Source organism: Variovorax sp. GW821-FHT09D07 (assembly GCF_059416345.1).
In genome coordinates this window covers 307,370-325,039 of sequence record NZ_JBWKOY010000006.1, presented here as the reverse complement: position 1 = coordinate 325,039, position 17,670 = coordinate 307,370, and the positions used below count along the sequence as shown (strand labels likewise).

Sequence of the window (17,670 nt, the reverse complement as noted above, 5' to 3'; positions counted from 1 at the left end):
TGACGCCTCTCAGCATCGGTGGGTGCGAACCTGCGCCGGACCGGTCGTTTCCGCGCCGCGCGCTGCTTGCGGCGCGGCGTTTTCCCTGAGCGTGCAATTCATCGTTTTGTGGGTGTGGCCGTGGGTCGCGGTGCGACCGGACGAGCCCGGCAGGCCTTCGGCAAAAACGAGGGCGATGTTGGCGCACAGCAGCATGAGCAGCACCCAGGCGCACAGCAGCTGCAGCCAGCCCAGCCACCAGCGCCGCGGGGGTACCTCGCGTTCGGATTCATAGGGGATGTGGACCAATGCGTTCCATCTCATGGCAGTGCTTTCAGGACCCGGGCCAGCCGGGAAAGACCGACACCCGCGGAGCTCTTGGCCAGCACCCAGTCGCCTGGTTGCAGCAGCCCGCCGAGTGCGGTGGAGAGGTCGGACACATCGACAAACCAATGGGAGCGGACCTTGGTGCGGATGCGCGTGTGAAGCGCCCGCATCAAAGGTCCGCACAGGAGCACGCGGTCAGGTTGCGACGCCAGCAACTCGGCCTCCAGATCGAGGTGATGGCGTTGCGCCGCGGGCCCCAGCTCCTGCATGTCGCCCAGGATGGCCACCCGGCGCGCAGGCTCGCAGGGGGCTTGTGACAGCAACTCAAGCGCCGCCCGCATCGAACTCGGGTTGGCGTCGTAGGTTTCATCGATCAGCTTGAAGCTTCCGCCGCCGATGTGAATGGTGTGCAGCGCACCGCGTCCGCCCGGCGGCTCGAAGTGCGCAAAGGGTTCGACCGCGGCGGCCAGCGGCAGGCGCAGCGCCTGCAACGCGGCCAGCGCGGCCACGGCGCTGGCGCCCATGTGGCGGCCCGGCGCGTTCAGGCGCAGCTGGAAGGGCTCGCCGGCCACCTCGGCCTGCACCTCGCCGTGGTCGAAAGCGAGCAGGCGCACGTCGGCGTCCTTGTGCTCGCCGTAGGTCACGATCTGCAGCTGGTGCGCCATGGCCGCTTCGGCGAAGGTGGCGAACTCGGGCATGTCGCGGTTGAGCACCACGCGATCGCCCGCGGCCATGGCCTGGAACATGCGGCAATCGAGCCGCGCGGCGGCCTCCGACGGGCCGCGGTGCTTCTGCGACGCGGCCGACAGCCCCGTCACCACGATGAGCGAGGGCCGCATGAGCTGCGCCGAGGCCGGCATGTGCGAGGTCCCCATCTCGAGCACCCAGTAGGCGGCATGGCGCGGCATGCAGGTGAGGTTCCATGCGATGCCCGACGGCAGGCTGATGTTGCCTTCGGGCTGCGCCACCTCGCCCCACACGGTGAGCGCGCCGGCCAGCATGGCGGCCACGGTGCTGCTGCCCGCGCCGCTGCCCAGCACGCCGCACACGCGGCCGGTGAACTCGGTGCGCGCATGGTCGCCCAGCTCGAGCACGGCCTGCAGCACGTTGGCCACCTGCAGCACGGGCACGCGCTTGTCCAGGTGCGGCTTGGGGTCGGTGCACAGCACGGCCGCGGCCGGCTGCAGCACGCCCTTGAGCGTGACGGCGGCCAGCGGCGTCTTCGAGGGCCGGGCCTGGTGTTCGAACACGACGCGGCCCTTGCGCATGAAGGTGCGCTGGGTCACGCCGGTGGCGCGCCAGCCGTCTTCGGGCTTGACCACCCATTCGCCGCCGGTCACGCGGGCCATCTCGCTGGCCGTCCAGACCGCGCCGTCGTCGCGCACGCCGCCGCCACCGCCGCCGCCAGGACCCGCGCCGCCGGGCTGGCTGCGCCGGTCGAGCAGGTAGCGGTGGTAGGCCGCGAAGCCCGTCACGTACTGCTCGACGTCGTCGATGCGCACGCGGAACGAGTGGTGCCGCACGAAGAAGGCGCCGACGACCGTGGACGGCCGGCGGAAGTACATCGCCATCTCGGGCCAGAAGAAGCCGTTGAGCAGGTAGTGCGCGCGGTAGTCGAGCGCGCGGTAGAACTTCTCGGTGTCCAGCTCGTCGAGCAGGTGCCGCATGGCGGGCATGCTCTCCAGCCGCTGCAGCATCTGCTGCGCCGCCAGCATGAGGCTGAGCAGCGTGGGAAAGGTGGTCTTGCGGTCGAGCACGAAGTCCAGGTAGCCCGCTACGTTCTGCAGCCCGAAGCGGAAGTAGCGCTCCTGCGGGCTCCACTGCGTGAGCTCGTTCACGCAGCCGCTGAGCCAGTGGTCGTGCGACTGCCAGTGCTGGCTTGCAATGAAGTGGTCGAAGGCTTTCTCGACCGCGGCCAGCCAGCGCGGATCGCGCGTGAGGCCGTACAGGCGCATGAGGCCGAAGGCCGCCTCGCCGTCGTAGAAGATGACGCGCGAGGCCTGCTTGAGCGACAGGTCGGCCGCGTGCAGCACGTGGTCGAAGCGTCCGCTGGCCGGGTCCTGCAGCGCCACGATGCCCAGCGCGAGCTTCTCCAGCAGCGGCAGCCAGTGGCGCGTTTCCATCAGCTCGCAGTAGCGCACGAACATGCGCACGCAGGCCGCATTGCCGCCCAGGCGGATCTCACCGCCGGTGTCGACCAGGTAGGCCACCTCTCGGCCGTCGGGCAGCGTGTAGTCGCGGATCAGCGCGTCGGTGAGGTGGTCGATGGCGCGGTCGATGGCCGCGCGCAGCGTGTCGTCGCGCGTGAGCTCCCAGGCCTCGAGCATGGCGTGCACGGTGCCCGCGTGGCGCATCGCGTCGTAGGTCGGAATGCGGCGGTCGAAGCACGGAAAGTAGCCGTACACGAACAGGCCATCGCTTTGCATCTGGCGCGCCAGGTACGACGAGCCGCTGCGCACCAGCTCGAGCACCGCCTGCGGGTTGAGCGCCGGCAGCTGGCGGCGGCCCGCGTCGAGCCCCGTGCCCACGAGCTTGTGCACCACGCCGTCGGGCTGGCAGAACACGCCGACCGTGGCCAGCAGGTACACGGTGCGCTCGGAGGACTCTTCCAGCGGCAGCGTGCGCTCGAAGCGGGCCTGCGCATAGACGTCGAAGTTGCGCACGTTCACCACCGAATGCGCGATGGTCGAATCGCCGCACAGCATGGCGTTGGCGTTGAGTTCCTGCTCGGTGAAGGCGAAGCCGAAGTCCTGGTCGAAGGCCAGGCCGAGCCGGAAGTAGTTGCGCTTGACCGCGGTGAGCTGGGTCTTGAACTGCGTCCAGTCCATGGGACTGGCGCCCTCGACCCAGTCGATGCGCAGCCAGGGCGAGACGATGCCGCGCTCGCGCACCCATCGCTCGACGAGGTCGGCGCCTTCGCGCCAGGCGGTCTCGAAGTCGTCGGCCCGCGCATGCACGACGTGCGCACGCTGGGAGCCGTCGCTCACCGAGAAGAAGAGCGTGAAGGCCGGGTACGGGGCAGGCAACGCCGCGCACACGGACACCAGGCGCTCGTGGCAGGCGTGGAGCTGGTCTGAGAAGGACATCATTCGGCCCCGGTCGAATGCGGGCGAAGGCCGGTCGCGTCCGTCATCTGCTCTCGCTTGAATGACGTGATCGCGGACCGGAAACCGCCCGTGAAATCATCGCGTGCTCCCGATTCAGCGGTAGCTGAACTCGGCGCGACGATTGAGCTGATGGCCCTCCTCGGTGGTGGCAAGCGATGCAGGCTTTTCAATGCCCCAGCTGACGGCTTCGATGCGTTCGCCCGGCACGCCCATCTGCGTGAGCATGCGTTGCACGGCCTCGGCGCGGCGCTGGCCGAGCGCGAGGTTGTACTCGCGGCCGCCGCGCAGGTCGGTGTGGCCTTCGATCACGACCCGGCTCGCCGGCCGGTTGCGCATGTAGCCCGCGTGCGCCTCGACGATGCTGCGGTCGCCCGTTCTGACGTCGTACCGGTCGAAGTCGAAGTAGACGATCTTGGCCGGTGTGTTCGGCGGCGGCGGCGGGGGTGCCGGCTCCACCTTGGGCACTTCGCGCACGCTCTTGTTGGAGTAGTAGTAGGTCGCGTCGTCGCGACCGCCCTTGGGAGGCACACCGCAGGCAGCGAGGCTTGCGCCCATTGCCACGAGGGCCAGTATCCGGAAATTCTTGTTCATGACGGTCCTTTCGCGGGACGGGCCGCTGACGGCCCGTCCCTGTCTGCTTGCTATCGAGGTTTCCCTTCCTCCTTCTTCGTGTCCTTGAATCAGCCCAGCAGGCCGTGCAGGATGTTCGTCACGGGTGCCAGGGCACCGCCGGCCGGGCTCTGGTCGAGCAGGCTGGTGATCGGGGTGAGCACGTTGTCGAGCACCGGGGCCACCGTGTGTTCGACGGTGTCCAGCACACCGGTCACGACCGCGGCCACCGGGGCTGCCGGCGTGCCGGCGAGGATGTCGGTCACCGGTTCGACTGCGTTGGTCACGGTTTCGACCACCGTCGAGACCACCGAGCCGGCCGAGCCGTCGAGAATGCTCGTCACCGGTTCCAGGATGCCGGCCACCGGTTCGGCGCCACCCGTCAGGCCGCCGAGCAGGCCGCCCACGAGACCGTCCGCACCGAGCAGGCTGCCGACCAGGCCGTCGTCACCGAGGACGCCGCCGAGCAGACCGCCTTCGCCGCCGCCGAGGACGCCGCCCAGGAGGCCGCCGTCACCGCCGAGGACACCACCGAGCAGGCCGTCGTCGCCCAGCACGCCGTCGAGCAGGCCGCCGGCGTCGCCATCGGTCACGCCGCCGAGGACACCGCCCAGCAGGCCGTCGTCACCGAGGACGCCGTCGAGCAGGCCACCGGCGTCGCCACCGGTCACACCGCCGAGGACACCGCCCAGCAGGCCGTCGTCACCGAGGATGCCGTCGAGCAGCCCGCCAGCGTCGCCGCCGGTCACGCCGCCAAGGACGCCGCCCAGCAGGCCGTCGTCGCCGAGGATGCCGTCGAGCAGGCCGCCGGCGTCGCCACCGGTCACGCCACCGAGGACACCACCGAGCAGGCCGTCGTCGCCGAGGATGCCGTCGAGCAGGCCGCCGGCGTCGCCGCCGGTCACGCCACCGAGGACACCACCGAGCAGGCCGTCGTCGCCGAGGACACCACCGAGCAGGCCGTCGTCGCCGAGGATGCCGCCGAGCAAGCCGCCGTCACCGCCGAGGACGCCACCCAGGAGACCGTCGTCACCCAGCACACCGCCGAGCAGGCCACCGTCGCCACCGAGGACGCCACCCAGAAGGCCGTCGTCACCCAGCACGCCACCGAGCAGACCACCGTCACCGCCGAGGACGCCGCCCAGGAGGCCGTCGTCGCCCAACACGCCGCCAAGCAGACCGCCGTCGCCGCCGAGGACGCCGCCCAGGAGGCCGTCGTCACCCAACACGCCGCCGAGCAGGCCGCCGTCGCCACCGAGGACGCCACCCAGGAGGCCGTCATCACCCAGCACACCGCCGAGCAGGCCGCCGTCGCCACCGAGGACGCCACCCAGGAGGCCGTCATCACCCAGCACACCGCCGAGCAGACCACCATCGCCACCGAGGACACCACCCAGGAGGCCGTCGTCACCCAGCACGCCACCCAGCAGACCGCCTTCGCCGCCGAGCAAGCCGCCCAGCAGGCCGTCGTCGCCCAGCACGCCACCCAGCAGACCGCCTTCGCCGCCGAGCAAGCCGCCCAGCAGGCCGTCGTCGCCCAGCACGCCACCGAGCAGGCCACCTTCGCCGCCGAGGACACCACCCAGGAGGCCGCCCTCGCCGAGCACGCCACCCAGCAGACCGCCTTCGCCGCCGAGCAAGCCGCCCAGCAGGCCGTCATCACCCAGCACGCCGCCGAGCAGACCACCGTCGCCGCCGAGGACACCGCCCAGCAGGCCACCGTCGCCACCCAGCACGCCACCCAGCAGGCCGTCGCCACCGATCAGGTTGGCCACGCCGTCGGTCACGAAGTCGACCTGCGTGTCCACCGCGTTCAGCAGGCCGTTCGTCGCGCCGGCGCCGAGCAGCTGGTCGACCACCGGGCTGACCAGGCCGCCCACGCCGTCCGTCACGTCGTCGACGAGGCTGTCGGCCGGGTCGAGCACGTTCGGGTCGTTCGGCGTGAAGCTGGAACCGAGCACCGGGGCCAGCAGGCCGTCGACGGTGTCGGTCAGGCTGTCGGTCAGTTGCGAGACCGGGGCCAGCACGTCGCCCAGGCCGAGGTCGCCGAGCACGCCGTTGTTCAGGCCGTTCACCAGACCGGCCACCACGCTGTCGGCCGGGTCGAGCAGGGCCGCGCCGGTGCCGGGGGTGCCGCCACCGCCGATGCCGCCGAGCACGCCGCCCAGCAGACCGCCGACAAGGCCTTCTTCACCGAGCAGGCCACCCACGGGGCCGTCTTCGCCCAGCAGGCCACCGACCACGCCGTCCGGTCCGAGCAGGCCGCCGACGCCGTCGCCGCCGAGCAGGCCACCCAGCGGGCCGTTATCGCCCAGCAGGCCGCCGAGCAGGCCGTCGTCGCCGAGCAGGCCGCCGATGGGGCCGGTGCCGCCGAGCAGACCGCCGACCAGGCCGTTGTCGCCGAGCACGCCGCCCAGCACGCCGTCGCCGCCGAGCAGGCCGCCGATGGGGCCGGCATCGCCGAGCAGGCCACCGACCAGGCCGTCGTCACCCAGCAGGCCGCCCAACGGGCCGTCGCTGCCGAGCACACCGCCCAGCAGGCCGTCGTCGCTCAGCAGGCCGCCGACGAGGCCGTCGTTGCCGAGCAGGCCGCCGATGGGGCCGCCTTCGCCGATGACACCGCCGAGCACGCCGCCCAGCAGGCCGTCGTCGCCGCCGAGCAGGCCGCCCAGCGGGCTGTCGGCGAGCAGGCCGGAGATCGCGCCGTCCTGGCCGAGCAGGTTGTCGATGAGGCCACCCTGGCCGAGCAGTTCGCCGGTGAGGCCTTCCGAGCCGGCCAGGCCGGCCAGTGCGCCGTCGCCACCGAGCAGGCCGCCCACGAGGCCGTCGTCACCCAGCAGGCCGCCCAGTGCGCTGTCGTCGCCGAGCAAGCCACCCAGCAGGCCCTCTGCACCGAGCAGGCCGCCGGTGAGATTGCCGAGGGCGCCGTCGCCGAGCAGGCCGCCGACCAGGCCGTCTTCGCCGAGCACGGTGTCGAGCAGGCCGCCGACGGCGGTGTCTTCACCCAGCAGGCCGCCGACCAGGCCGTCCGGTGCCAGCAGGCCACCGACCAGGCCGTCTTCGGCCAGCACGCCAGCCACGAGGCTGCCTTCGCCGAGCACGTTCTCGAGCAGGCCGCCGAGCGCGCCGTCGTCGCCCAGCAGCTGGTCGGTGACGCCGCCCAGGCCGAGGGCGTCGGTGAGGCCGCTGACGATGCCGTTGTCGCCGACGAGGTTCTCGAGCCCGTTGTTGAGCGCGTCGGTCACGTAGTCGACTTGGCCGAGCAGGCCGTCCAGGATGGCTCCGGCAGCGCCGACACCGAGCAGCGGATCGAGCACCGGGCTGAGCGCTTCGCCGAGCGGGTCGGTGATGCTGCCGACGGTGTCGTCGATCGGGTCGAGCTGGTTCGGGTTGTTGGCCTGGAACTCTTCGCCGAGCAGCGGAGCGAGCACGTCGTCGACGACGTCGGTCAGGTCATCCACCACCCCCGCCACCGGGGTCAGCGAGCCACCAAGGCCGAGCGCGTCATCCAGGCCGTCGACCACGCCACCCACGATGCCGTCGGCTGGGTCGAGGAGGTGGTCGGCGTCTGCGTCGGAGTCGGAATCGCTGTCCGAGTCGGAGTCAGAGTCGGAGTCGCTGTCCGAGTCGGAGTCAGAGTCGGAGTCACTGTCCGAGTCCGAATCAGAGTCGCTGTCCGAGTCAGAGTCTGAATCCGAGTCACTGTCCGAGTCGGAATCAGAGTCGCTGTCCGAGTCGGAGTCGCTGTCCGAATCCGAGTCAGAGTCCGAATCCGAGTCGCTATCGCTATCGCTGTCGGAGTCGCTGTCCGAGTCGGAGTCAGAGTCCGAATCGCTGTCCGAGTCCGAATCGGAATCCGAGTCGCTATCCGAATCCGAATCCGAATCCGAATCCGAGTCAGAGTCGCTGTCCGAATCCGAGTCGCTGTCAGAGTCCGAGTCGGAATCCGAGTCCGAGTCAGCGTCCGCATCGGACTCACCGCCCGGGCCGCCCACGAACAGCGGGAAGCCGGTGGTGCCACCGTCGCCGCCACCGCCGCTCAGTGCAGCACCCAGCGCCGCGGCGCCCAGGGCGCCCAGCGCGAATTCACCGAGGCCGATGCCGCTGCCGGCCGCGGTCTTCTTGGTCACTGCCAGGGCGGCCGCATCGGCGTCGCTGTCCGGCGGGGTCACCTGCAGGTCGCCCGAGGCGACGTCCACATTCACTTGTTCGAGGCCGCCGGGCAGCTTGGTCGAGCCGATGGTCGCATCGGTGCCGCCGGTGAAGACGCCGGCCAGCGGCGCCTTGTTGGAAGCCGATCCGGGGAACAGCACGTTGGCCTGGCCGCCGTCCGGCACGATCACGCGGTCGCCGGCCATCAGGGTCTGATTGCCGTCCACCGGAATGCGGACACCCTCGCGCATCACTGCAACGCCGGGCGTAGCATTGGACAATGTGCCCACGCTGGGCGACGCCACGGCCGCAGGCGCGGCGGAGGCGCCGGCGCTGATGCCCGGCGTGCCGAGCGGCGTGACGGTGGCTTGGGCGAGAACCACGGGCGCGCCAGTGGCGGCGAGCCCTTCGGTCGAAACGGTCGATGCTTGTGGAGCGGTCATGGCAGCCTCTGTGACAAAAGATGCATCTACAGGGGCAACTTGCGTGCCGCTTTTCCGCCGCCGTGCCAACGCCGCGCCATCGGCGCTTCAAGTGATTGATTTGTATGGATATTTTTCTGAAAACCGCACAGCGCACCGACCTCCGAAACAGCCCGTAAGGAGGTCAATTCGCGATTCGTTACGTAACGATGTAACGCCTCGTACCCGGAACGCCGGGCGTGTCACGCGCACTTTCCACAGCCCTGGCGCCCACGCCGCGCCACCCGCTTTTTCTCTTTCCTTCTTCTCTCTTCTATATATGTTCAATCCCTCCCAGGAAGACGTGCGCCGCTTCTTCTGCGACGTGTACGCCAAGCACCGGCAGGGCCTGCCGATGGAGCCGCTGGAGACCATCGCGGCCGGCTGGATCGACGAACACCCCGAGTACCACGAGGACCTGATCGACGCCGACGCGGCCGTGGCGCGGGTCTACGACGGATCGAACGGCCGCGAGAACCCGTTCCTGCATCTGTCGATGCACCTGTCGATCAGCGAGCAGTGCTCCATCGACCAGCCGCGCGGCATCCGCCAGGCCGTCGAGCTGCTGGCCGCGCGCCGCGGCTCGCTGCTGCATGCGCACCACGAGGCGATGGATTGCCTGGGCCAGATGATGTGGGAGAGCCAGCGCGCGGGACGCCCGCCGGATGGCGATGGCTATGTGGCCTGCGTGCAGCGTCGCGCAACGAAGGACTGAGCGATCAGCCGGCGGCGCGCGGCGTTCCCTTTCGCGCCGGCAACGCGCCCTGCGCCTTCGCCGCTTCGCGCAGCAGCCCCGCCATCGCGGCGCGCAGCGGCGACGGCTCGGCCTCGCTGCGCTGCAGGAGGCCGACCGGCTCCTCGGTGCCGGTGGTGTCGATCGGCAGCCGCACCAGGCGGCCGTCAGCCAGCTCGCTGCGCGCGGCGCCCAGCGGCGTGATCCACACCGCGTCCGACACCGCCACCAGCGCGCGCGCCACCGCCACGTCCAGCGTCTGCAGGGCATTGCGCGGCAGCGCCAGGCCGCGCGCCGACAAAAAGCTCTCCGTGTTGTGGCGCGGGATCGTGCCCTCGCCGTACACGACCAACGGATAGTCGAGCACCGCCTGCACCGGCGCCGGCTTGAGTGCGAGCGGATGGCCGGCGCGCACGGCGAACACCAGCGGCTCGGTGTGCAGCAGCTCGAAGCTCAGGCCGCCCATGAGGCGCGGATCGCTCATGCGGCCCACCACGAGGTCGAGCTCGCCGGCGCGCAGCTCGTCGAGCAGCACGGCGTTGGCCGCGCTCTTCACCAGGATCTGCACCGCCGGCCAGCCCTCGCGCAGCCGCGCCAGCGCCGCCGGCAACAGCGCGGGCGCCACGCTGGGCAAGGCGCCGATGCGCAGGCGCTCGATGCGCCCGCCCGCGGCCGGCGCCACGGCCTGGGCGCTGGCGTCGAGCGCTTCGAGCACGCGCAGGGCGTGGGCCAGCAGCTGTTCGCCCGCCGGCGTGAGGCCCTGCACGCCGCGGCGACCGGCCTGGCTGCGTTCCACCAGCCGGGTGCCGACCACGGCCTCGAGCTCCGACAGCGTCTTGGACACCGCCGGCTGGCTCAGCGCCAGCCGCTCGGCCGCGCGCGCCAGGTGGCGCTCCTGCGCGACCGCGACGAAGGCGCGCAGGTGCCGCAGCTGCACGTTGCGCACGAAATCCTGGCGAAGCTCGGCGGGAGACTTTTTCAATGCCTTCTGGTTATTGAAACTGGAACAATCTTCAATTTACATCATTGATTGCGACTTCTACAGTGCGGGCTTCGGATTCGTCCCACGACAGGAGACAACGTACATGACCAAGACCAGCGGCGCCCAGCCCACCCTCACCCCGCGCGACTGGGACGCCCATCCCAGCTACATCTACCCCGGCTACAAGTCGACCGGCAAGCGCGGCCCGCAGAAGCCGCTCATTCCGCTGAAAGCCTCGCTCGGCGAGCTGCAGCAGCCGGTGTACGGCCACGACAGCATCGGCGAGTTCGACCACGACCTCACGCGCAACGCGCGCGTCAACGGCGAGCCGCTGGGCGAACGCATGATCCTCACGGGCCAGGTGCTCGACGAGCGCCGCCGTCCGGTGGCCAACACGCTGGTCGAGCTGTGGCAGGCCAACGCCTCGGGCCGCTACGTGCACAAGGTCGACCAGCACGACGCCCCGCTGGACCCCAACTTCCTGGGCGCGGGCCGCTGCCTGACCGACAGCGAAGGCCGCTACCGCTTCCTCACCATCAAGCCCGGCGCGTATCCCTGGGGCAACCACCCGAACGCCTGGCGCCCGCAGCACATCCACCTGTCGCTGTTCGGCCAGAGCTTCGCCAGCCGCCTCGTGACGCAGATGTACTTCCCCGGCGACCCGCTGCTGCAGTACGACCCGATGGTCACCGGCACGCCCGAGCGCTACCGCAACCGCCTCATTGCCGACTTCAGCCTCGACATCACCGAGGAAGGCTACGCCCTGGGCTACCAGTTCGACATGGTGCTGCGCGGCGCCGATGAAACGCCGTTCGAGAACCGCTGAAAGGAATTCCCCATGCCATTGATGACCGCACAGGAAGCCGACTTCGGCCAGACGCCCTCGCAGACCGTGGGCCCCTACTTCGCCTACGGCCTCACCGCCACGCAGTACGGCTACAACTTCAATCAGCCCTTCGATGCCGTGCTGGCGCTGGACGCTGCCAGCGGCCAGCGCATCCGCCTCGAAGGCCGCGTGATCGACGGCGACGGCAACCCGATCAACGACGCGCTGGTCGAGATCAGCCAGCCCGACGGCGAAGGCCGCTACCCGCAGACGCCCGACGAGGCGCGCGCCCTGGGCTTTCGCGCCTTCGGCCGCGTCGGCACGGGCACCGACGCGCAGAACCGCTTCGTGTTCCACACCGTCAAGCCCGGCGCCGAAACGCCCGGCGAAGCCCCGCACATCAATGTGATCGTGCTGATGCGCGGCCTGCTGCTGCACGCCTTCACGCGCGTGTACTTCAGCGACGAGGCCGAAGCCAACGCCAAGGACGCGGTGCTGCAGAGCGTGCCGGCCGAACGCCGCCACACGCTGGTCGCCGAGCGCGTGGAACAAGGCGGCGCGGTGACGTACCGCTTCGACATCCGCATGCAAGGCGCGGACGAGACGGCCTTCTTCGACGTCTGACCCCCGGGAAAATCCGGACGAAAAAAAGCCCGCTGATGCGGGCTTTTTCTTTGGGGCAGCGGGTCGATGCCCGTCTGTCTGGCTTACTGAGGCGCGTGATGCAGGCGCGATTCAGGCACGACCTTCAGTTCGCCAGGCAGCGAGCTGATGTAGGTGGCCAGCGTCTTCAGCTCGGCGTTGGTGAACTTCTTGGGTTCGACCTGTGCAGCCATCACGGCGTTGGAGCGGCCCAGGTGGGGGTTGTTCTTCACGCGGTACGACTTCAGCGCCACGAACAGGTAGTCGGCGTGCTGGCCGGCCAGCTTGGGCACGGTGCCGTCGTTCGGCGTGTTGAAGTTGGCGCCGTGGCACTTGGTGCAGCTGTTGTCCTTGTCGCGCGCGATGAGCGCCTGGACGTTCTCGGACGCGGCCTTGGCCGGTGTGGCCGCAGGCGCGTCGCCTTCCTTCACGCCCAGCTGGCTGTAGTAGGCCGAGAGGTCGGCGATGTCCTGTTCGGTGAGGCTGTCGGCGATGGCACGCATCGTCGGGTGCTTGCGGTCACCGCCCTTGTATGCGGTGAGCGCGGCCGAGATGTAGGTGGCGCTCTGGCCCGCGATCATCGGGACCTTGTGGATCTCGGGGAAGCTCGCCTGGTAGCCGATGATGCCGTGGCAACCCACGCACATCTGGACCTTCTTGGCTCCGTCCTGGGCCTTGCCAGTGACTTGTTGGGCTTGGGCCGAGACCGTCACGCAAGCGACAGCAAGGGCAAACATCGTGGTCAACAACTTGTTCATTTTGCGCGCACAATCTCGTGGAGATACAGTTTTTCGAATCAACATTCGATTATATGCAAGGGTCCCACGGGAACCTCGCGCGGGCTGCACAAGAGACTGCGCAATGCAGATCGAGTGTGTTCTTTTCTCCACCCTGCCTCCGCTCCACTCATGAAATTCAAGGGCTCAGACAACTACGTCGCCACTCAGGACCTGATGCTGGCGGTCAATGCGGCCATCACACTCCAGCGCCCCCTGCTCGTCAAGGGCGAGCCCGGCACCGGCAAGACCATGCTGGCCGAGGAAGTGGCGCAAGCGCTCGACATGCCGCTGCTGCAGTGGCACATCAAGTCGACCACCAAGGCGCAACAGGGCCTGTATGAATACGACGCCGTGAGCCGCCTGCGCGACTCGCAGCTGGCCGACGTGGACGGCGGCCAGCGCGTCAAGGACATCCAGAACTACATCATCAAGGGCGTGCTGTGGCAGGCCTTCACGGCCGACAAGCCGGTTGCGCTGCTGATCGACGAGATCGACAAGGCCGACATCGAATTCCCGAACGACCTGCTGCGCGAAATCGACCGCATGGAGTTCTACTGCTACGAGACGCGCGAACTCATCCGCGCCAAGCACCGTCCGCTGGTGTTCATCACCTCGAACAACGAGAAGGAACTGCCCGACGCCTTCCTGCGCCGCTGCTTCTTCCACTACATCAAGTTCCCCGATGCCGAGACGATGAAGCACATCGTCGCCGTGCACTTCCCGGGCCTGAAGCAGGAGCTGCTCACGTCGGCGATGAAGACCTTCTACGACGTGCGCAACCTGCCCGGCCTGAAGAAGAAGCCCTCGACCTCCGAGCTGCTCGACTGGCTCAAGCTGCTGGTGGCCGAAGACATTCCGCTCGAAGCCCTGCAGAGCAAGGACGACAAGGTCGCCGTGCCGCCGCTGGTGGGCGCGCTGCTCAAGAACGAGCAGGACGTGACCCTGTTCGAGAAGCTCGTCTTCATGCAACGCAACAACCGCTAGGCCATGAGCCGGCAACCGCATTCCACCAGACAGCTGATGAAGCTGGGCATCGCCCAGGCGGTGCTGTTCGTGGTGGGCGCGCTGATCGGGCGCGGGATCGGGCTCTTGCTCGGGCTCGACGCCTTCGGCACTGACAGCAAGTACGGCACGCGCGAGATCGTCGGCATTGCGCTGATCGGCCTGGGCGGCGGCGCCGGTGCGCAGGCCGCGCGCGCGTGGTACGTGCACAAGTACGGCGACCCGCGCGCCTGAGCCCCAGATCCATCGAGACCTGCACGGAGACACGGAGAGTTTGCACATGGCGTTCGTCGAACCCGTCACGCTGAAGGCCCGCGGCCTCGCGCTGGTGCCGCTGGCACTCACCCACGAAGACGGCCTGCGCGCCGCGGCCGCCGATGGCGAGCTGTGGAAGCTGCGCGTCACCTCCGTGCCCGAGCCGCAGGACACGCGTGCCTACATCGAGACCGCCCTCAAAACGGCCGACCGCTTCGCCTTCGCCGTCACCGACGAAGCCAGCGGCACCGTGCTGGGCAGCACGAGCTTTCACGACATCCTGCCGGGCGTGAAGCGCGTCGAGATCGGCTACACCTGGTACGCCGAGCGCTGCCAGCGCACCCACGTCAACACCACCTGCAAGCTCTTGATGCTCACGCACGCGTTCGACACGCTGGGCTGCAACGTGGTGGGCTGGCGCACCGACAACTTCAACTTCGCCTCGCAGCGCGCCATCGAGCGCCTGGGCGCGAAGAAAGACGGCGTGATCCGCGGCCACGTGATGCGCCGTGACGGCACCATCCGCGACACCGTCATGTACAGCCTGCGCGCGGGCGAATGGCCCGAGGTGAAGGCCCAGCTGCAGTACCTGCTCGACAAGCCGCGCGGCTGAACGAAACACAAGGAGCGCTCCATGCTCATCGACTTCTTCTACACCCTGCGTTCGGCCAAGCTGCCGGTGTCGGTCAAGGAATACCTCACGCTGCTCGAGGCGCTCAAGTCCGACGTGGTGGGCCCGAACTCCGACGGCGCCTACGGCATCGACGACTTCTACTACCTCTCGCGCACCGCGCTCGTGAAGGACGAGAAGCACTACGACAAGTTCGACCGCGCCTTCGCCGCCTACTTCAAGGGCGTCGAGATGCTCACCGACTTCACCAAGGAAGTGCCGCTCGACTGGCTCAAGAAGACGCTCGAGCGCGAGTTCACCGCCGAAGAAAAGGCCAAGATCGAGAAGATGGGCTGGGACGAGCTCATGGAAACGCTCAAGAAGCGCTTCGAAGAGCAGAAGGAGCGCCACGAAGGCGGCAGCAAGTGGATCGGCACCGGCGGCACCTCGCCCTTCGGCAACGGCGGCTACAACCCGCAGGGCATCCGCATCGGCGGCGCCGGCAAGAACCGCAGTGCCGTGAAGGTGTGGGACCAGCGCGCCTACAAGGACTACGACGACACGCAGGAACTGGGCACGCGCAACATCAAGGTCGCGCTGCGCCGGCTGCGCAAGTTCGCGCGCGAAGGCCACGAGGAAGAGCTCGACCTGGACAACACCATCCACTCGACCGCCGCCAACGCCGGCTACCTCGACATCAAGATGCGGCCCGAGCGCCACAACAACGTCAAGGTGCTGCTGCTGATGGACGTGGGCGGCACGATGGACGAGCACATCCAGCGCGTCGAAGAACTGTTCTCGGCCGTGAAGACCGAGTTCAAGCACCTGGAGTTCTATTACTTCCACAACTGCGTCTACGACTTCATGTGGAAGAACAACAAGCGCCGCTTCTCCGAGAAGTTCGCGACCTGGGACATCCTGCGCAAGTACAACAAGGACTACAAGCTGATCTTCGTGGGCGACGCCACGATGAGCCCTTACGAAATCTTGCAACCTGGCGGCAGCGTCGAATACAACAACGAAGAGGCCGGCGCCGAGTGGATCCAGCGCCTCACGCACACCTTCCCCAAGTTCGCCTGGATCAACCCCGAGCCCCAGGGCGTGTGGCAGTACCGCCAGAGCATCGCGGTGATGCAGCAGCTCATGTCCAACCGCATGTACCCGCTCACGCTGCGCGGCCTCGAAGAGGCGATGCGCATGCTGTCCAAGTAACCCGCGGCCCCGCACAAGTGGGGGGCAGCCGCCACACGGGTGCTGTCAGAATGCCCCCATGGTCAGGGTGGCATCCGTTCTTTCGCCGGCGTTGTGGCCGGCTTTGCTTTTTTCCGGCGTCCTGCTTTTGCAAGGCTGCAGCCTGCTGCCTAAAAAAGAGGCGGCGGACACCGGTGCGTCCACCGTCGGCGTGGTACGCAGCGCCGACGCCGACAGCAACACCGCCAAGGATGACGACAAGGCCAAGGCCGACGGCCGGCGCAACGCCTTCACGGTCGACGTGCGGGGCCCCGAAACCGAGCGCGACTACCTCGCGCGCCATCTCGAAATCCAGCGCTACCGCGAGCTCGACGACCTGGGCGTGACCGAGGTCTCGCGCCTCATGGTCGCGGCCGAGGCCAATGCGCGCGAGCTGCTGGGCACGCTGGGCTACTTCACGCCCACGCTCACGCTCGAACTCAACGAAACACCCGACAGCACCGAGGCCCCGCGCGAGGTCGTCATCACCGTGGCGCCCGGCGAGCGAACGAAGGTGTCGACCGTGCAGATCCGCTACGCCGGCCAGATCGCCAACGACCCCAGCGCTGAAGCCCAGCGCGACGCCATCCGCACCGGCTGGGCACTGCGCGCCGGCGAGCCCTTCACGCAAGGCGCGTGGGACGACGCCAAGACCACCGCGCTGCGCAGCCTCACTGCCAAGCGCTTTCCCACCGGCAGCGTGGAAATCAGCCGCGCCGAGATCGACGCCGACCGCCATGAGGCCCGCCTCGGCGTGACCTACCAGTCGGGCCCGGCCTACAAGTTCGGTCCGCTGGTGCTGCGCGGCGTGGAGCGCTACGACGCCGACGCCGCGCGCCGCATCGCGCGCCTGCCCACCGGCACCGACTACGACCAGCAGAAGCTGCTCGACGCCCAGCAGCGCCTGGCCAGCAGCGGCTACTACGACTCGGTGTTCCTCACGCTCGACACCGACAGCCACACGCCGCTGGCCGCGCCCGTGATCGCGCAGCTGCGCGAGGCGCCGCTGCAGAAGGTGGTGATGGGCGTGGGCTTCACCACCGACAACGGCCCGCGCCTGTCGATCGACCACACGCACAACCGCATGCCGCTGCTGGGCTGGCGCGCGGTGTCGCGGCTCTCGCTGGACAACGACATCCAGTCACTGGGCACCGAGTGGAACGCCGTGCCCGACGACCGCGGCTGGCGCTGGTTCGCCGGCGGCGAACTCAAGAGCGAGCAGTCGGGCAGTTACGTGGTCGACAGCGGCCGGCTGCGCGGCGGGCGCAACAAGTCGAGCGACCACATCGACCGCAGCTACTTCCTGCAGTACGACTACGCCCACAACCGCGGCACCGACGCGCCGCCCTCGGCCTCGGCTGTCACCGCCAACTGGGGCTGGACCGGGCGCTACTTCGACGACAACTCGGCGCCCTCGCGCGGCTACGGCCTGGCGCTCGAAATGGCTGCGGGCTACACGCTCACCGGCCAGCAGGTGCCCTTCACGCGCACCTACGCGCGCTTTCTCGGCGTGCTGCCGCTGGGCGCGGCCGACGACAGGAACGCCCGCGCGCGCCGCAGCCGGCTGCAGATGCGCCTCGAGGCCGGCGCCGTCGCCGCCAAAGAGAGCGCGCAGATCCCGTCCACGCTGATGTTCCTCACCGGCGGCGACACCACCGTGCGCGGCTACAGCTACAAGCAGATCGGCACCGTGCGCGCCGACGGCAAGACCGTGGCGGGCCGCTACCTCGGCGTGGCCAGCCTCGAATGGCAGCGCCCCTTCGTCTACAAGGACAAGCTCACCGAATGGGAGAGCGTGGTGTTCGTGGATGCCGGCGCCGTGGCCGACAAGCCCGGCGAGCTCAAGCCCAAGGTCGGCGTGGGCGTCGGTGCGCGCTGGCGCAGCCCGGTCGGCCCGGTGCAGGCCGACCTGGCCTACGGCGTCGACTCGAAGAAATTCCGCCTGCACTTCCGCCTCGGCTTCACCTTCTGACCCG

The 17,670-nt window shown here is 69.0% G+C and carries 14 protein-coding genes; 8 read left to right on the top strand and 6 right to left on the bottom strand.

Going from position 1 to position 17,670, the window contains the following annotated elements:
- Positions 1-9: 9 nt before the first annotated feature.
- The 4 genes from AC07OX_RS22650 to AC07OX_RS22635 all read right to left on the bottom strand — a co-directional run bounded on the left by AC07OX_RS22650 (position 10) and on the right by AC07OX_RS22635 (position 8,617).
- Complete coding sequence (locus tag AC07OX_RS22650; RefSeq protein WP_495263282.1) at positions 10-303, bottom strand: hypothetical protein; 294 nt, start codon at positions 301-303, stop codon at positions 10-12.
- Entirely contained in the window at positions 300-3,395 is a 3,096-nt protein-coding gene (locus AC07OX_RS22645; RefSeq protein WP_095746759.1) for a glutamate ligase domain-containing protein, read from the bottom strand. The genes AC07OX_RS22650 and AC07OX_RS22645 overlap by 4 nt, the downstream gene beginning before the upstream one ends.
- A gap of 111 nt (positions 3,396-3,506) precedes the next feature.
- Positions 3,507-4,004, bottom strand: a complete 498-nt coding sequence (locus AC07OX_RS22640) for an OmpA family protein (protein ID WP_062479666.1) — start codon at positions 4,002-4,004, stop codon at positions 3,507-3,509.
- 89 nt (positions 4,005-4,093) lie between these two features.
- Entirely contained in the window at positions 4,094-8,617 is a 4,524-nt protein-coding gene (locus AC07OX_RS22635) for a hypothetical protein (protein ID WP_495331154.1), read from the bottom strand.
- Between the two features lie 298 nt (positions 8,618-8,915).
- Between AC07OX_RS22635 and AC07OX_RS22630 the strand changes: the two genes are divergently transcribed.
- The gene (locus AC07OX_RS22630) at positions 8,916-9,350 is read left to right on the top strand and encodes a DUF1841 family protein (RefSeq protein ID WP_062482964.1); all 435 of its coding nucleotides are present in this window, start codon (positions 8,916-8,918) and stop codon (positions 9,348-9,350) included.
- Positions 9,351-9,354: 4 nt separating this feature from the next.
- On the opposite strand, the gene AC07OX_RS22625 is transcribed toward AC07OX_RS22630, so the two are convergent.
- Positions 9,355-10,350, bottom strand: a complete 996-nt coding sequence (locus AC07OX_RS22625; protein ID WP_495262334.1) for a LysR substrate-binding domain-containing protein — start codon at positions 10,348-10,350, stop codon at positions 9,355-9,357.
- Between the two features lie 103 nt (positions 10,351-10,453).
- Between AC07OX_RS22625 and pcaH the strand changes: the two genes are divergently transcribed.
- Together pcaH and pcaG are read left to right on the top strand one after the other, a co-directional pair.
- A complete protein-coding gene (pcaH, locus tag AC07OX_RS22620) occupies positions 10,454-11,176 on the top strand; it encodes a protocatechuate 3,4-dioxygenase subunit beta (protein WP_095746761.1) in 723 nt (240 codons plus the stop codon).
- A gap of 12 nt (positions 11,177-11,188) precedes the next feature.
- On the top strand, positions 11,189-11,800 hold the full coding sequence (gene pcaG, locus AC07OX_RS22615; protein ID WP_495262335.1) for a protocatechuate 3,4-dioxygenase subunit alpha: 612 nt from the start codon (positions 11,189-11,191) through the stop codon (positions 11,798-11,800).
- A gap of 83 nt (positions 11,801-11,883) precedes the next feature.
- Here pcaG and AC07OX_RS22610 read toward each other — a convergent pair whose 3' ends face one another.
- Positions 11,884-12,576 (bottom strand): c-type cytochrome, encoded by a 693-nt coding sequence (locus AC07OX_RS22610; RefSeq protein ID WP_070062690.1) that lies wholly within the window; start codon positions 12,574-12,576, stop codon positions 11,884-11,886.
- 150 nt (positions 12,577-12,726) lie between these two features.
- On the opposite strand from AC07OX_RS22610, the gene AC07OX_RS22605 reads away from it, so the two are divergent.
- The 5 genes from AC07OX_RS22605 to AC07OX_RS22585 are packed head-to-tail and all read left to right on the top strand — an operon-like array spanning position 12,727 to position 17,666.
- Positions 12,727-13,581: an AAA family ATPase gene (locus AC07OX_RS22605; protein ID WP_307696966.1), complete on the top strand. Its 855-nt coding sequence runs from the start codon at positions 12,727-12,729 to the stop codon at positions 13,579-13,581.
- Between the two features lie 36 nt (positions 13,582-13,617).
- The gene (locus tag AC07OX_RS22600; protein WP_492680176.1) at positions 13,618-13,833 is read left to right on the top strand and encodes a hypothetical protein; all 216 of its coding nucleotides are present in this window, start codon (positions 13,618-13,620) and stop codon (positions 13,831-13,833) included.
- Positions 13,834-13,879: 46 nt separating this feature from the next.
- Complete coding sequence (locus tag AC07OX_RS22595; RefSeq protein WP_369645173.1) at positions 13,880-14,467, top strand: GNAT family N-acetyltransferase; 588 nt, start codon at positions 13,880-13,882, stop codon at positions 14,465-14,467.
- 21 nt (positions 14,468-14,488) lie between these two features.
- Positions 14,489-15,676 (top strand): vWA domain-containing protein, encoded by a 1,188-nt coding sequence (locus tag AC07OX_RS22590; protein WP_062482585.1) that lies wholly within the window; start codon positions 14,489-14,491, stop codon positions 15,674-15,676.
- 58 nt (positions 15,677-15,734) lie between these two features.
- Positions 15,735-17,666, top strand: coding sequence for an autotransporter assembly complex protein TamA (locus AC07OX_RS22585; protein ID WP_495262336.1), 1,932 nt, complete (start codon positions 15,735-15,737; stop codon positions 17,664-17,666).
- Positions 17,667-17,670: the final 4 nt, after the last annotated feature.

Excerpts from the sequence above, each read along its gene's own strand:
- AC07OX_RS22650 (WP_495263282.1), bottom strand. The coding sequence starts at position 303 with ATGAGATGGAACGCATTGGTCCACATCCCCTATGAATCCGAACGCGAG.
- AC07OX_RS22645 (WP_095746759.1), bottom strand. The coding sequence starts at position 3,395 with ATGATGTCCTTCTCAGACCAGCTCCACGCCTGCCACGAGCGCCTGGTG.
- AC07OX_RS22640 (WP_062479666.1), bottom strand. The coding sequence starts at position 4,004 with ATGAACAAGAATTTCCGGATACTGGCCCTCGTGGCAATGGGCGCAAGC.
- AC07OX_RS22635 (WP_495331154.1), bottom strand. The coding sequence starts at position 8,617 with ATGACCGCTCCACAAGCATCGACCGTTTCGACCGAAGGGCTCGCCGCC.
- AC07OX_RS22630 (WP_062482964.1), top strand. The coding sequence starts at position 8,916 with ATGTTCAATCCCTCCCAGGAAGACGTGCGCCGCTTCTTCTGCGACGTG.
- pcaH (WP_095746761.1), top strand. The coding sequence starts at position 10,454 with ATGACCAAGACCAGCGGCGCCCAGCCCACCCTCACCCCGCGCGACTGG.
- pcaG (WP_495262335.1), top strand. The coding sequence starts at position 11,189 with ATGCCATTGATGACCGCACAGGAAGCCGACTTCGGCCAGACGCCCTCG.
- AC07OX_RS22610 (WP_070062690.1), bottom strand. The coding sequence starts at position 12,576 with ATGAACAAGTTGTTGACCACGATGTTTGCCCTTGCTGTCGCTTGCGTG.
- AC07OX_RS22605 (WP_307696966.1), top strand. The coding sequence starts at position 12,727 with ATGAAATTCAAGGGCTCAGACAACTACGTCGCCACTCAGGACCTGATG.
- AC07OX_RS22600 (WP_492680176.1), top strand. The coding sequence starts at position 13,618 with ATGAAGCTGGGCATCGCCCAGGCGGTGCTGTTCGTGGTGGGCGCGCTG.
- AC07OX_RS22595 (WP_369645173.1), top strand. The coding sequence starts at position 13,880 with ATGGCGTTCGTCGAACCCGTCACGCTGAAGGCCCGCGGCCTCGCGCTG.
- AC07OX_RS22590 (WP_062482585.1), top strand. The coding sequence starts at position 14,489 with ATGCTCATCGACTTCTTCTACACCCTGCGTTCGGCCAAGCTGCCGGTG.
- AC07OX_RS22585 (WP_495262336.1), top strand. The coding sequence starts at position 15,735 with ATGGTCAGGGTGGCATCCGTTCTTTCGCCGGCGTTGTGGCCGGCTTTG.